14 protein-coding genes are annotated in these 12,432 nt (G+C 69.3%); 7 read left to right on the forward strand and 7 right to left on the reverse strand.

The window, feature by feature from the left end; translation table 11 throughout:
- Window positions 1-11 precede the first annotated feature (11 nt).
- Together ACLJRL_RS19480 and ACLJRL_RS19485 are read right to left on the reverse strand one after the other, a co-directional pair.
- Window positions 12-893, reverse strand: coding sequence for a haloalkane dehalogenase (locus tag ACLJRL_RS19480; RefSeq protein WP_410657633.1), 882 nt, complete (start codon window positions 891-893; stop codon window positions 12-14).
- A 7-nt stretch (window positions 894-900) separates the two neighbouring features.
- The gene (locus ACLJRL_RS19485) at window positions 901-1,350 is read right to left on the reverse strand and encodes a MarR family winged helix-turn-helix transcriptional regulator (protein ID WP_410657634.1); all 450 of its coding nucleotides are present in this window, start codon (window positions 1,348-1,350) and stop codon (window positions 901-903) included.
- Window positions 1,351-1,792: 442 nt separating this feature from the next.
- Here ACLJRL_RS19485 and ACLJRL_RS19490 point away from each other — a divergent pair, with 442 nt between their 5' ends.
- The gene (locus ACLJRL_RS19490) at window positions 1,793-2,413 is read left to right on the forward strand and encodes a dihydrofolate reductase family protein (RefSeq protein ID WP_410657635.1); all 621 of its coding nucleotides are present in this window, start codon (window positions 1,793-1,795) and stop codon (window positions 2,411-2,413) included.
- An 11-nt stretch (window positions 2,414-2,424) separates the two neighbouring features.
- Here the strand turns inward: ACLJRL_RS19490 and ACLJRL_RS19495 are convergent, their stop codons facing one another.
- Window positions 2,425-3,468 (reverse strand): NAD(P)-dependent alcohol dehydrogenase, encoded by a 1,044-nt coding sequence (locus tag ACLJRL_RS19495; protein WP_410657636.1) that lies wholly within the window; start codon window positions 3,466-3,468, stop codon window positions 2,425-2,427.
- Window positions 3,469-3,560: 92 nt separating this feature from the next.
- Here ACLJRL_RS19495 and ACLJRL_RS19500 point away from each other — a divergent pair, with 92 nt between their 5' ends.
- Complete coding sequence (locus ACLJRL_RS19500) at window positions 3,561-4,145, forward strand: TetR family transcriptional regulator (protein WP_410657637.1); 585 nt, start codon at window positions 3,561-3,563, stop codon at window positions 4,143-4,145.
- A 28-nt stretch (window positions 4,146-4,173) separates the two neighbouring features.
- Here the strand turns inward: ACLJRL_RS19500 and ACLJRL_RS19505 are convergent, their stop codons facing one another.
- Entirely contained in the window at window positions 4,174-4,923 is a 750-nt protein-coding gene (locus ACLJRL_RS19505; RefSeq protein ID WP_410657638.1) for a dienelactone hydrolase family protein, read from the reverse strand.
- Window positions 4,924-5,030: 107 nt separating this feature from the next.
- Between ACLJRL_RS19505 and ACLJRL_RS19510 the strand changes: the two genes are divergently transcribed.
- Entirely contained in the window at window positions 5,031-5,438 is a 408-nt protein-coding gene (locus ACLJRL_RS19510; RefSeq protein ID WP_410657639.1) for a YciI family protein, read from the forward strand.
- A gap of 5 nt (window positions 5,439-5,443) precedes the next feature.
- Complete coding sequence (locus tag ACLJRL_RS19515) at window positions 5,444-6,607, forward strand: RNA polymerase sigma factor (protein ID WP_410657640.1); 1,164 nt, start codon at window positions 5,444-5,446, stop codon at window positions 6,605-6,607.
- On the opposite strand, the gene rox is transcribed toward ACLJRL_RS19515, so the two are convergent.
- The 3 genes from rox to ACLJRL_RS19530 all read right to left on the reverse strand — a co-directional run bounded on the left by rox (window position 6,597) and on the right by ACLJRL_RS19530 (window position 10,173).
- The gene (rox, locus tag ACLJRL_RS19520; RefSeq protein ID WP_410657641.1) at window positions 6,597-8,024 is read right to left on the reverse strand and encodes a rifampin monooxygenase; all 1,428 of its coding nucleotides are present in this window, start codon (window positions 8,022-8,024) and stop codon (window positions 6,597-6,599) included. The two genes, ACLJRL_RS19515 and rox, sit on opposite strands and share 11 nt — an antisense overlap.
- 128 nt (window positions 8,025-8,152) lie before the next feature.
- On the reverse strand, window positions 8,153-9,394 hold the full coding sequence (locus ACLJRL_RS19525) for an MFS transporter (RefSeq protein WP_410657642.1): 1,242 nt from the start codon (window positions 9,392-9,394) through the stop codon (window positions 8,153-8,155).
- Window positions 9,394-10,173 (reverse strand): MBL fold metallo-hydrolase, encoded by a 780-nt coding sequence (locus tag ACLJRL_RS19530; protein ID WP_410657643.1) that lies wholly within the window; start codon window positions 10,171-10,173, stop codon window positions 9,394-9,396. The genes ACLJRL_RS19525 and ACLJRL_RS19530 overlap by 1 nt, the downstream gene beginning before the upstream one ends.
- A gap of 90 nt (window positions 10,174-10,263) precedes the next feature.
- Between ACLJRL_RS19530 and ACLJRL_RS19535 the strand changes: the two genes are divergently transcribed.
- The 3 genes from ACLJRL_RS19535 (at window position 10,264) to ACLJRL_RS19545 (ending at window position 12,429) form a co-directional block, all read left to right on the forward strand.
- Window positions 10,264-10,902, forward strand: a complete 639-nt coding sequence (locus ACLJRL_RS19535) for a CGNR zinc finger domain-containing protein (RefSeq protein ID WP_410657644.1) — start codon at window positions 10,264-10,266, stop codon at window positions 10,900-10,902.
- A 67-nt stretch (window positions 10,903-10,969) separates the two neighbouring features.
- Window positions 10,970-11,554: a carboxymuconolactone decarboxylase family protein gene (locus ACLJRL_RS19540; RefSeq protein WP_410657645.1), complete on the forward strand. Its 585-nt coding sequence runs from the start codon at window positions 10,970-10,972 to the stop codon at window positions 11,552-11,554.
- Window positions 11,551-12,429, forward strand: coding sequence for an RNA polymerase sigma-70 factor (locus tag ACLJRL_RS19545; RefSeq protein WP_410657646.1), 879 nt, complete (start codon window positions 11,551-11,553; stop codon window positions 12,427-12,429). The genes ACLJRL_RS19540 and ACLJRL_RS19545 overlap by 4 nt, the downstream gene beginning before the upstream one ends.
- Window positions 12,430-12,432: the final 3 nt, after the last annotated feature.

Below are 12,432 nucleotides of genomic sequence, written 5' to 3' on the forward strand. Positions count from 1 at the left end.
ACGGCGAGGTATCAGGCGTGCGGCACCGTGTTCGTCGTGCGCAGGCCGCGCTCGTCCGCCCAGCGGGTGAGCGCGGCGGCGATCTCGGCGGGCCGGTCTTCCGGTGCCAGGTGCGCGGCGGCACCACAGGCGACGATCTCCAGGTCGGAGATGTTCTCCTCGCACCAGCCGATCAGTTCCGGCCCGACCAGCAGGGCCGGTGATCCGTCGAAGGTCAGCAGCAGCTTCGGGACGTCGTCACTGGTGGCGAGCCACTTGTCGTAGGCCTCGATGCGCGCCACGACGTCGGCGGGTTCGCCGTCGATCGGCATCGCGCGCGGCCATTCCAGCAGGGGCCGCCTGCTCTCGGGCGTCGGGTAGGGCGCGCGGTAGACGTCGTGGTCCTCGTCGCTCAGACCGGTCAGGATCGTGCGCTTGATCGCGTCTTCGATGAAGATGTTCTGTTCCAGCACCAGTTTCTCGCCCGCCGGCGTCCGGAACGCGCGGAACCGCTCGCGGGCCGATTCCGGGTACTCCGCCCAGGTCATCGGTCTGAGGATCGTCTCCATGAACGCGACACCGCGGACGCGCTCCGGATGCCGCGCGGCCCGGTCGAAGCCGAGCGCCCCGCCCCAGTCCAGGCCGACCAGGATGACCTCGTCCAGGCCGAGCGCGTCGAACCAGGCGTCGAGGTAGCGGGCGTGGTCGTCGAACTTGTAGCCGATATCCGGTTTGCCGGAGCGGCCCATGCCGATCAGGTCGGGCGCGAGCAGCCGCCCCGGCCCGTCGATCAGCGGCAGGACCTTCCGCCACACGTGGGACGACACCGGATTGCCGTGGAGGAAGACGATCGGCGTCCCACTCCCCTGTTCTTCGTAGTGCATCGTCGAGTCGAGTACCGCGATGTCGGGCATGGTGACCTCATTCCGTGGGATCCAGAGAAACGTCGAGCAGGGCGTTCAGTTCGCGCACGAACTCGTCGACGCGCTCACCGAGCGGTTCGGTCAGCCGGTCCAGCAGCGGATGGACGATCGCGATCGCCTCGCCGGCGACCTCGCTGCCGCGTGTGGTGAGGGACAGCCGGACGGCCCGGGTGTCGACCGGGTCGCGAGTGCGCTCGATCAGCCCGTCGGTTTCCAGGGCGCGGGCCAGCTTCGAGACGTACAGCGGTTCCAGGCCGGTGTGATCGGCCAGCGCGCGCTGGCTCGGCACGAGCCCCTCCCGCTGCATCCCTGAAAGCGACGACAGCACCGCGTACTGCGCGTGGGTCAGCCCCAGTGGAGCCAAGGCCCTGTCCATGGCCGCTCGCCACTTCATCGAGAGCCGCCATACGAGGAAGCCCGGCGTCGAAACCCTGAATTCCCTGCTCATGCCGGAAACAGTACATAGACATGATGTACATGTCCAGCTTATTTCTGTCGGCACGCGATACGCGTTACCAGTTAACCGTCATGGACGCGCGTAACCAAACTCAAGGGTATGCACCGTGATAATGACCCTTATAACTGAGTGCCGTCCTGGGGTGGCGAAGAACGGAGATGACGGCCGCCCGCGACTGGGTACGCGCCGGAATCGGCGGATCGGCCCGCGGGCGAACTGTGCGCGGCGAGGGTGCTGACACCCGGTGGGCGTCGTTCGTCGCTCAGCGGCGATCTGAGAGCGTTTTGCCTGGTCGGCGATAGGTTTTTGGCCGTCGCAGGCTCGTCCCGCAAAGATTCAGCCGGCAAATGTCGGATCTGAGCCGGGGAATTCGTAGTAGGGGTGAGAGGACGTCCACGAGAGGGCGTCCGAAAACCGCAAGGGAACCGCGATCATGAAACTGACCATCACCACGAACGTCTCCGTCGACGGCGTGATGCAAGGACTCGGCGGGTCGGACGAGGACCGCCGGGGCGGGTTCGAGCGCGGCGGATGGGCCTTGCCACTGTTCTACGACGAGGTCGAGACGTACCTCTGCGAGGTCTACCAGCGCGCCGACGCGTTCCTGTTCGGTCGTCGAACCTACGAGATCTTCGCCGGTTCGTGGGGAGCGATGGAGGATCCGAGCACCAGCCCCATCGCGGCGGCGTTGAACTCGCGGCCCAAGTACGTGGCATCGACCACGCTCACCGACCCGGGCTGGGCGGACACGACCGTCCTTTCCGGTGACTTCGTGGCCGCTATTCGCGAGCTGAAGGCAAAGCCGGGAGGCGAGTTGCAGGTGCACGGCAGCGGCGACCTGGTCCGCCGGCTGCTCGCCGACGGCCTCGTGGACGAGATGATCCTGCTGACCTATCCCGTGATCGTCGGCCAGGGCACGCGCCTGTTCCCCGCCGCCGGCCGGGACACGGCACTGGAACTGGTCGACTCGCGAGGTACCTCGAGTGGCGTGACGATCCAGGTCTACCGGCCCAGTGGGAGCCCGCGGTACGCGACCTCCACCCCGGCCCGGTAGCCGAAGACCGATCAGTCCAGGTCGGACAGGTCGAGTACGAAGCGGTAGCGGACGTCGTTGCGCCCCAAGCGTTCGAGGGCCGTGTTCACCTGAGACGACGGCAGCAGTTCGATGTCGGCGGTGATGCCGTGCTCGGCGCAGAAGCGCAACATCGCCGCGGTGGACGGGCGACCGCCACTGCCGGCGGAGCTGAGCTTCTTGCGGCCGATGAGCAGGTCGGTGGTGTCCACGGTGACCGGCCCGAGGTGGCCCAGGTGGCTGAGGGTGCCGTCCATGGCGACCGTGCGCAGGTAGGGGTTCAGATCATGGGGAGCGGAGATGGTGTCGATGAGCACGTCGAATCGGTCCCGGGCGGCTTCCATCTGTGCGTCGTCGGTGGAGATGACGAAGCCGTCCGCGCCGAGACTGCGTGCTTCGCCGGCCTTGTCCGGGGAGCGGCTGATGACGGACGTCGTGGCGCCGAGCGCGACGGCCAGTTTGACGGCGAGGTGCCCCAGACCGCCCAGTCCGGCCACGGCGACGGTGCTTCCGGGGCCGACCCCGAGGGCTCGTAGCGGTTCCCAGACGGTGATGCCGGCGCAGAGCAAGGGGGCCGCTCCGGCCGGATCGAGGCCCGCGGGCAGGTGGTAGGCGAACTTCTCGCGCACGAGGTACTCGCGGGAGTAGCCGCCCAGGGTGGTCGCGCCGTCCTGCCGGTCGCTCCCGCCGTAGGTCAGGGTCGGGAAGTCGCGACAGAAGTTCTCTTGGCCGGCTCGGCACATCGGGCAGGTTCCGCATGAGTCGACGATGTTGCCGACGGCCACGGGGTCTCCCGGCGCGAAGCCGGTGACCGCGCTGCCGGCCTCGCTCACCGTGCCCGTGAACTCGTGCCCCGGTACCAGGATTCCGTCCGTGTCGCCGGTGAACTGGTGCAGGGCGTGCAGGTCGCTGTGGCAGACGCCGCAGTAGTCGACGCGGACCGCGATGTCCTCCGGGCGCAGGTCCCGACGCTGGAGGGTCGTGCGGCGCAGTGAGCGCGTCGTGGGGTCTGCCTGCCAGCCGATGGTGGTGCGCATCCTTCTCCTTAAACAGACTGTTCGGTCTATTTCAGAGTAGGCAACCTCGTGTGAATCAGCAAACAGACTGGTCAGTCTGCTAGTGTGGGGGTATGTCGGATCAGCCATCGAGCGCGCGTGGGGCCGCGACTTACCAGCGGATCATCGATGCCGCCACGCGGGAATTCGCCCAGTACGGCATCGCCGGGGCCCGTATCGATCGGATCATCACCGCCGCTCGGACCAACAAGGCTCAGCTCTACGGCTACTTCGGCGGTAAGGATCAGCTCTTCGACGCGATCTTCTTCGCCTCACTGGAGCGGATAACCAACGTCGTCCCCATCGACGTCGAGGACCTGGCCGACTGGGCCGTGCGCCTCTACGACGAGTATCTCGCCCGTCCCGATCTCATCCGCCTCGCCACCTGGGCCCGTCTGGAGCGGCGCCCGGCCGGGTATCTCGTCGCGGAGCACGAGCGCTACGACGACCACAAGCTTCGAGCCATCGCCGAAGCCCAGGCCGCCGGGCGCATCAGGCAGGGCGACCCCTTCGACGTGATGGCCTTGGTCATCGCCATGTCCATGGCCTGGTCGCCGGTGAGCAACGTCTACGCCGCCACCGCGACGGAGCCCTCGGACCTCCACGCTCAGCGGCGCGCACTGCTGCGTGACTGCGTTCTGCGCACCGTCGCACCCTGAGCCGGTGGCACATCCGGGCGAGATCAGGTCACTCGGTGCTCAAGGCCCGGTCCAGCAGGGGAATCAGCCGCTCCCAGTGGAGTTTCAGCGCGGCGGGGTTGAAGGCGTCGGTGTCGGACATGGTGAACCCGTGGACGGTGTCGGGATAGATCTCGCAGGTGTAGCGGACATCCGCGGCGTCCAAGGCCTGGCTCAGCTCACTGATGCCCTCGGGCGACAGGTCGTTCACGGCCAACCCGAGGTGGACCTCGGCGGTGAGGCTGGAGACGAGCCGGTGCGGGCTGTCGGGTGCGTCGGTGACCAGGGCGCCGGGGTGGAAGCCGGCGACGGCGGCGACCCGGTCGGGGTGGGCGGTCGCGGCCCGCATCGCCAGGACGGCGCCCATGCAGTAGCCGGTCACGGCGACCGGTCCGGGGCTGACCTCGGGCTGGGCGATGAGGAACTCGAGGTAGGCGTCGGCGTCGCGCAGGGCGAATTCGGTGGTGTGGGCCTGGACCAAGGGCATCAGCTTGCCGAAGAGTTCGGGCCGGATCTCGGCCGTGATGTGGTCGGGAAGGTCGACCACCGGTGCCGGGCCGTGCCGGTAGTAGACGTTGGGGACGAGCACGTAGTACCCGTGGCCGGCGAGTTCCTGGGCCATCTCCTGCAGCACGGGCCGGAGGCCGAGGGCGTCCATGTACATCAGCACGCCCGGGTGCCGCTCGCCGTCGTCGGGGAAGGCGGCGAAAGCGTCGGCCTGGCCGTCCGGGGTAGGAATCCGCAGTGTCTTGATGGGCATGGATTCGATCTTGCCAGGAAAAACTTTCCCGGCGGATGTCGAGATCCCGGATGTGGCTGCGTCCCGGGGATTGAAGAATGAGCCCGTAACGCATTAAGGAGAACATCATGGCCAAGTACCTGCTGCTCAAGCACTACCGCGGCGCGCCGGCCGCGGTCAACGACGTGATGATGGACCAGTGGACGCCGGAGGAGATCACGGACCACGTGCAGTACATGCAGGACTTCGCGGATCGGCTCAGGACCACCGGCGAGTTCGTCGGCGAGCTGGCGCTTGCCCCGGAAGGCACGTTCGTCCGTTATGACGGCGAGGGGCGGCCGCCGGTCACCGACGGCCCGTTCGCGGAGACCAAGGACCTGATCGCCGGCTGGATGGTGATCGACGTCGAGACCTACGAACGGGCGCTCGAACTGGCGGGCGAGCTGTCCGCGGCTCCGGGTGCGGGCGGGAAACCGATCCACGAGTGGCTCGAACTGCGCCCGGCCTACGGCGTACCGCCGACCATCACGGAGTGATGCAGGTGGACGATTCCCTGCTGCGGACCCTCACCCCCGCTGTCATCGGCATCCTCGTCCGTCGCGGAGCAGACTTCGCGGCGGCCGAGGATGCCGTGCAGGACGCGCTGATCGAAGCGGTCCGTGTGTGGCCGGAGGATCCGCCGCGGGACCCCAAGGGCTGGTTGGTCGCCGTGGCCTGGCGGAAGTTCCTCGACACCACCCGCGCCGCCACCTCCCGGAGGCGGCGCGAGGTGCTCGTCGAGGAGGAACCCGTGCCCGGTCCGGGCACGGCGGTGGACGACACGCTGCAGCTGTACTTTCTGTGCGCTCACCCGTCCTTGACGCCGGCTTCGGCGGTCGCGCTGACGCTGCGCGCGGTCGGCGGTCTGACCACGAGGCAGATCGCGCAGGCCTATCTCGTGCCCGAGGCGACCATGGCTCAGCGCATCAGCAGGGCCAAGCGGACCGTCTCGGAGGTCCGGTTCGACCAGGCCGGCGATGTCGCCACGGTGCTGCGCGTGCTCTACCTCGTCTTCAACGAGGGCTACTCGGGCGACGTCGACCTCGCCGCCGAGGCGATCCGGCTCACCCGTCAGCTGGCGGCCAGGATCAACCATGACGAGGTGGCGGGCCTGCTCGCGCTCATGTTGCTCCACCACGCGCGGCGTGAGGCTCGGACCCGCGCCGACGGCAGCCTCGTACCTCTCGCCGAGCAGGACCGCGGCCTGTGGGACACGCGTCTGATCACCGAGGGCGTCGAGGTGCTCCAGGCGGCGCTGGCCCACGACCGCTTGGGGGAATTCCAGGCCCAGGCCGCCATCGCCGCGCTCCACGCCGACGCCCAGGTGCCCGAGGAGACCGATTGGGTGCAGATCGTCGAGTGGTACGACGAGCTGGTGCGCCTCACCGACAACCCGGTGGCCCGCCTCAACCGGGCCGTCGCGGTCGGCGAGGCCGACGGCCCGCGTGCCGGCCTCGCCGCCTTGGCGGAGCTCGACCCCGCTCTGCCCCGGCACTCCGCCGTGGCGGCGTACCTCCATGAGCGTGACGGTGACCCGGCGACCGCGGCGCGGCTCTACGCCGAGGCCGCCGAGCTTGCGCACAATCTCCCCGAACGCGCTCATCTCACGCGTCAGGCCGCTCGGCTCAACGAACTGCTGCGCCGCGGGCAGGACGTCAGCCCGTAGGAGCGCCGAACCACCGGGGCAGGGAGCCGGTCAGGTCCTGCTGATCGTCCCCGGCCCACGCGATATGGCCGTCCGGCCGGAGCAGGACGGCGGGCGCGTCCAGCTCCTTGCTGACTTCGACGACGTGGTCGACGCGGTCTTCCCAGCCCTGTACCGAAAGCAGACCGGTCTGGTCGAGCAGCAGGCCGCGGCCGTCGTGCATCCGCTCGTAGAGGCGTCCCTGTTTCAAGGGCAGGTCCCGCAGCCGTTTCCCGAGCAGTTCGTGTCCTTCGCCGAAGTCGTAGCGGATCCCGATCGCGCTGATCTTCTCGATCAGGAGCCGGTTGACGTCGTCGAAGTCCATCAGTTCCGTCAGCAGCTTGCGCAGGGCCTGGGAGCCGGGGTCGAGGGCCATCAGTTGCATCTGCGCGCGGGTGTTGACCAGTACGTCGGCGGCCACCGGGTGCCGTTCGGAGTGGTAGGTGTCCAGTAGCCCTTCCGGTGCCCGGCCGTCGATCGCGGCGGCCAGTTTCCAGGCGAGGTTGACCGCGTCCTGGATGCCGAGGTTGAGTCCCTGCCCACCGGTCGGCGGGTGGATGTGCGCCGCGTCCCCCGCCAGGAAGACACGGCCGCGCCGGTAGTGCTCGGCGAGCCGGGTGGCGTCGCCGAAGCGGGAGAGCCAGCGTGGCGAGTGCACACCGAAGTCGGTTCCGGCGACGTCGAGCAGCTGCCGCTTGAACTCTTCGAGGGTCGGCGGGACCCGGGAATCCTCGGTCACGCCGTCGGCGGGTACGCCGACGCGGTAGACGCCGTCCCCGAGGGGCATGGCGCCGAACCGCAGCTGGGTTTTGCGGACTTCGGTCATCACGGCGGTCAGTTCGTCCGGGGTCGCGGTCAGCTCCATCTCCCCCAGCAGGGTTTCGATGTGGCTCGGTTCGCCGGGGAAGTCGACGTCGAGCAGCTTGCGCACCGTGCTGCGGCCGCCGTCGCAGCCGACGAGGTAACGCGCGCGCAGCCTGGTGCCGTCGGCCAGGTCGACGTCGACGCCGTCGTCGTCCTGGCTCAGCCCGACGACTTCGCTGCTTCGCCGGATCTCGACGCCGAGTTCGGCGGCGTGTTCGTTCAGCAGCCGCTCGACGACGGTCTGCGGAATGCCGAGCAGGTAGGGATGCGCGGTGTCCAGCCCGTCCGGGACCGGTTTGGTGATACCGGCGAAAGAACCCCTGACCGGGTACTTCTGGCCGAGCTCCAGAAACCTGTCCAGCACCCCTCGCTGGTCCAGGATCTCGATACTGCGCGCGTGCAGACCCATCGCGCGGACGACCTTGGTCGGCTCCGGCTCCTTGTCCAGCACGACAGCGTGGACGCCGCGCAGCCGCAACTCGCTCGCCAGCATCACGCCGGTCGGTCCACCACCCGCCACGATCACGTCGATCATGCAATCCCCCGTTCGAACTCCGGTGCGGTTCAGCCGGGAGATTCTGCGGCATGACCCGGGTCTTGTGGCAAGCCCCAGGGTGCGCTATATGTTAGAAGTGGCAGGGAGTGCAGAGCTCTCTGCCTTTGTCATTTCCGTCCTCTGTGGACGACGGCGGGGATGATCGCGAGAGCCAGCACACCGCCGGCGAGGGCGAGCACGGGATAGCCGACGCCGACCACGACGAAGCCGGACGACATCCCGCCTGCCGCGCCGCCGATCGCGATGGCGACATCGGCCGTCCCCTGGGTCTTGGCGCGGGTGGCCACGGGTGCGGCGTCGGTGATGATCGCGGTGCCGCTGACCATGCCGAGGTTCCAGCCCAGTCCGAGCAGGATGAGCGCGAAAGTCAGTAGCGTCAAGGAATCGGCCGGTGCGGCCGCCGCGACGACGGCGGCGATCAGCAGGGTGATCGCCGCGGCGATGGCGATCACCTTCCGGCCGTAGCGGTCGACGAGCACTCCGGACAGCGGCGAGGGCAGGAACATCGCGCCGACGTGGAGCGCGATGACCAGTCCGGCGGCGCCGGTGCCGTGCCCGTGGGCGAGCATGTGGATCGGCGTCATGGTCATGATCGCGATCATCACGATCTGGGCCAGGACCATGACGAGAACGCCTTGCCGCACAAGGAGACCGTGCTCCGAACCGGTTGCCGAGGGACTCGCCCGCTCGTCCGGCGGCAGGGTGCGGGCCAGCAGGAACGGGTCGGGACGCAGCCAGACGAGCAGGACGACGGCGGCCAGGGCGTAGGCGATTCCGGAGACGAGGAACAGCCCGGTCAAGGGCGGGAGCCCGAGTGCCGAGGCCAGGCCCCCGGTCGGCGCGGCGAGGTTCGCCCCCGCCACTCCTCCCAGTGTCGTGGCGACCAGGACGGTGGACACCGCCCGGGCCCGGCGAGCCGGGGCGGCGAGATCCGCCCCGGCGTAGCGGGCCTGGAGGTTGGCCGCCGCACCCGCGCCGTAGAGGACCAGGGCGACGACCATGAGGATCGTGCTTCCGGTGGCCGCGCCGGCGATGATCCCCGCGCTGCCGACGGCTCCGGCGACGTAGCCGCCCGCCAGCCCGGGGCGGCGGCCCCTCGACTGCGACAGGCGGCCCACGCCGACGGCGGCGAGCGCGGTTCCGGCGGTCAGGAGACCGCTGGGAAGTCCGGCCATCGCGGTGGAACCGAGCATGTCCTGGAACAACAGGGCGCCGACGGTGACCCCGGCCGACAGTCCGACGCCGCTGAGCACCTGCGAGACGGTCAGGACGAGCAGGGTGCGTTTCTGGGTCCGGGGCAGCGAAGGCCCCGGGGGCTCGGTGACCGGCTCGGTCAGGTGCCGGGGCATCAGGCCGGGCGCAGGCGGTCGGCCAGGCCGGCGGCGGCGAAGGCGGCCACCACGTCGTCACGGCTTTCGGTGAAGTGGTCCCAGCTGTCGAGGTGGGCGGCTACCACGGTGCGCGCGTCGAGGATCTTCGCCGCCTCCACGGCGAGGGCACTGTCGAGGACGAGCAGGGCGCCGTCGAAGACCGGCTTCAGCCGCGGGGCCCCGGCGAAGAGCACGGCGGTGTCGACCGGGCCGAAGCGTTCGGCGACCTGCCGGACGGCGTCGAGCGAGGCGTTGTCGCCGCTGACGTAGACCGTCGGCAGGTCCTGGGCGGTCAGCACGAAGCCGACGACGTCGCCGGTGACCTTCTCCGCGCCTTCCGGACCGTGCAGCGCCGGTGCGCCGGTCACGGTCACCACTCCCCCGTCCGGGCGGGCCAGTTCGACCGTTTCCCACGGCGCGAGCCCCTTCGCGGTGCCGCCGAGACGGCCCGCGCCGCTGGGTGTGGTGAGCGTCAGCGGTACCTCGGTCAGCAGTTTCCGGCCCGAGTTGTCGAGGTTGTCGGCGTGCTCGTCGTGGGACAGCAGGACGGCGTCGACGTGGCCGAGGTCGGTGAGGTTCTGCGAGGGCGGGGCTATTTTGGTCAGGCCCGGACTTCCGCCGGGCCCCGGGTAGTAGCCGGGCTCGTCGAAGGTCGGATCGGTCAGGAACCGCAGGCCGCCGTACTCGATCAGAGCGGTCGGCCCGCCGAAGACCTGGACGGGGACCTGTTCGCTGACCGAGTTCGCGCCGACTGTCATCATCCACCTCACGGATAGGTATTGTTCTTTCCGTGAGTGACCCTAGACCGTTCTCACGGAAGAGTGCAACCACATCCGTGAGGCTCTCTCATGGTTGAGGCCTCCGCCTACCATGAGAGCGTGGACGACAACGCCGGCACCGACCTCGACACCGCTGTCCTGCCGCCCGCACCGGGCGCGGAGCAGTACGTCGCGCTCGCCTTCGCCAACACCGCCGTCGCGCTGCCCGGCGGTCAGTTCGCCGATGAGCTCGGGACGCCGGACAGCGCGACCCGGTGGCTGGTCGAGCAGGGATTCGCCCCGCCGGAGACCGAACTGCGAGAGATGTGCGCGGCGCAGGTCCGGTCGCTGCGCGAACAGGTGCGGGTGCTGTTCGCCTCGCGGTCCTGCTCGGATCCGGCACCGCAGAGCGCTCTCACCGCCGTCAACGACGCGCTGAGCAAGGCTCCGACAGCGGCGCTTCTGCGCTGGGACCCGATCCAGGGACTGTGCCGCACCGCGCCGCATCCGATCACCCAGATCGTCGAGCACGCGCTGGCGACTCTCGCGGCCAACGCGGCGGATCTGCTCACCGGCCCGGACGCCGAACGGCTCGCCGCCTGTGGATCCGCCCCCTGCAGCCGGTTCTTCCTCCGCAACGGCCGCCGTCAATGGTGCTCGGTCCGGTGCGGCGACCGTGCCCGGGCCGCCCGCGCCTACGCCCGGCGCACCCAGCCCGAACCGGTCTGAACCCGGCTGTCACAACCCACGTTCGCCTGGTGTCTTCATGCCGAAGCCAGCGACACCAGGAGGAGACATGACCGGCACGACCAGGGTTCCCAAGGCCGAGCTCACCGGAATCGGCGGGCGGCTGGTGAAGACCTTCAGCCGCCGGATGTTCGGCGAGGTACCCGAACCCGCCGAGGTGATGTGGCATCACCGTGCCGTGGTGCTGAACATGAGCGCGCTCGGCCGCAAGGTCGACAAGTGGGACACCGTGGACCCGAACCTCAAGTCGTTCGCGCATATGGCCGTCGCGTCGCTCGTCGGGTGCACCTGGTGCCTCGACTTCGGCTACTTCCATGCCCACAACGAAGGTCTCGACGTGGAGAAGGCCCGTGAGGTGCCGAGGTGGCGCGAATCGGACGTCTTCACCCCGCTGGAGCGGCGGGTGATGGAGTACGCCGAGGCGATGAGCCAGACCCCGACCGTGGTGACCGACGAACTGGCGGCCGCGCTGCTCAAGGAACTCGGCCCGGCGGGGCTGGTCGAGCTCACCGCGTCGGTGGCGTTCGCGAACATGTCCACCCGCACCAACAGCGCGCTCGGGATCGAAGCGCAGGGTTTCGCCGCCGCGTGCGAACTGCGGCCGCTCGCGCCGAAGACGGTCGTGCAGGCATGAGCGAAGACCCGTTCGTCATCCATCGCAGCCTGCTCTTCACGGTCGCCTACGAGATGCTCGGCTCGGCGGCCGACGCTGAAGACGTCGTGCAGGAGACCTGGCTGCGGTGGGCGGCCGTCGACCAGGACGAGATCCGCGACCCGCGCGCCTATCTGGTGCGGATCGTGACCCGGCAGGCGCTCAACCGGCTCCGCACGCTGACGCGACGACGAGAGGACTACGTCGGGGAATGGCTGCCCGAGCCGCTGCTGACCAGCCCTGACGTGGCCGAGGACGTCGAGTTCGCGGAAAGCGTCTCGATCGCGATGCTCACGGTGCTGGAGACCCTCGGCCCGACGGAGCGGGCGGTGTTCGTGCTGCGGGAGGTGTTCGACGCGCCGTTCGGCGAGATCGCCGGCGCGGTCGGGAAGTCCGCGGCGGCGGTCCGGCAGATCGCCCACCGCGCCCGGGAACACGTGGCGGCCCGGCGTCCCCGGATGGCGGTCAGCAAAACCGATCAGCAGGCCGCGGTGGAGAAGTTCCGCTCAGCCCTCGAAACCGGAGACCTCCAGGGACTCTTCGACATCCTCTCGCCCGACGTGGTGATGGTCGCCGACGGCGGCGGAGTGGTGCAGGCATTCCTGGAACCGATCTCCGGGGCCGCGCGAGTGTCGAGGCTTCTCGCGGGCTTCCCACATCGTGTGCCCGGCGCGCACGTCGAGGCCGTGTGGCTCAACGGCGCCCCGGCGCTTCGGGTGGACATCGGCGGCGAACTCGATTCGGCGATCGGCTTCGTCATCGAGGACGGGCAGGTCAGCCGGATCTACGCGTTCCGCAACCCGCACAAGCTCGCCGGGCTCGGGGAGGCGATCCCGCTGAGCCGGACCTACTCGTAGGAG

This window comes from Amycolatopsis sp. lyj-112 (assembly GCF_046549055.1).
GTDB lineage: Bacteria > Actinomycetota > Actinomycetes > Mycobacteriales > Pseudonocardiaceae > Amycolatopsis.

Excerpts from the sequence above, each read along its gene's own strand:
- ACLJRL_RS19505 (WP_410657638.1), bottom strand. The coding sequence starts at position 4,923 with ATGCCCATCAAGACACTGCGGATTCCTACCCCGGACGGCCAGGCCGAC.
- ACLJRL_RS19510 (WP_410657639.1), top strand. The coding sequence starts at position 5,031 with ATGGCCAAGTACCTGCTGCTCAAGCACTACCGCGGCGCGCCGGCCGCG.
- ACLJRL_RS19545 (WP_410657646.1), top strand. The coding sequence starts at position 11,551 with ATGAGCGAAGACCCGTTCGTCATCCATCGCAGCCTGCTCTTCACGGTC.
- ACLJRL_RS19485 (WP_410657634.1), bottom strand. The coding sequence starts at position 1,350 with ATGAGCAGGGAATTCAGGGTTTCGACGCCGGGCTTCCTCGTATGGCGG.
- ACLJRL_RS19535 (WP_410657644.1), top strand. The coding sequence starts at position 10,264 with ATGGTTGAGGCCTCCGCCTACCATGAGAGCGTGGACGACAACGCCGGC.
- ACLJRL_RS19490 (WP_410657635.1), top strand. The coding sequence starts at position 1,793 with ATGAAACTGACCATCACCACGAACGTCTCCGTCGACGGCGTGATGCAA.
- ACLJRL_RS19500 (WP_410657637.1), top strand. The coding sequence starts at position 3,561 with ATGTCGGATCAGCCATCGAGCGCGCGTGGGGCCGCGACTTACCAGCGG.
- rox (WP_410657641.1), bottom strand. The coding sequence starts at position 8,024 with ATGATCGACGTGATCGTGGCGGGTGGTGGACCGACCGGCGTGATGCTG.
- ACLJRL_RS19540 (WP_410657645.1), top strand. The coding sequence starts at position 10,970 with ATGACCGGCACGACCAGGGTTCCCAAGGCCGAGCTCACCGGAATCGGC.
- ACLJRL_RS19495 (WP_410657636.1), bottom strand. The coding sequence starts at position 3,468 with ATGCGCACCACCATCGGCTGGCAGGCAGACCCCACGACGCGCTCACTG.
- ACLJRL_RS19525 (WP_410657642.1), bottom strand. The coding sequence starts at position 9,394 with ATGCCCCGGCACCTGACCGAGCCGGTCACCGAGCCCCCGGGGCCTTCG.
- ACLJRL_RS19480 (WP_410657633.1), bottom strand. The coding sequence starts at position 893 with ATGCCCGACATCGCGGTACTCGACTCGACGATGCACTACGAAGAACAG.
- ACLJRL_RS19530 (WP_410657643.1), bottom strand. The coding sequence starts at position 10,173 with ATGACAGTCGGCGCGAACTCGGTCAGCGAACAGGTCCCCGTCCAGGTC.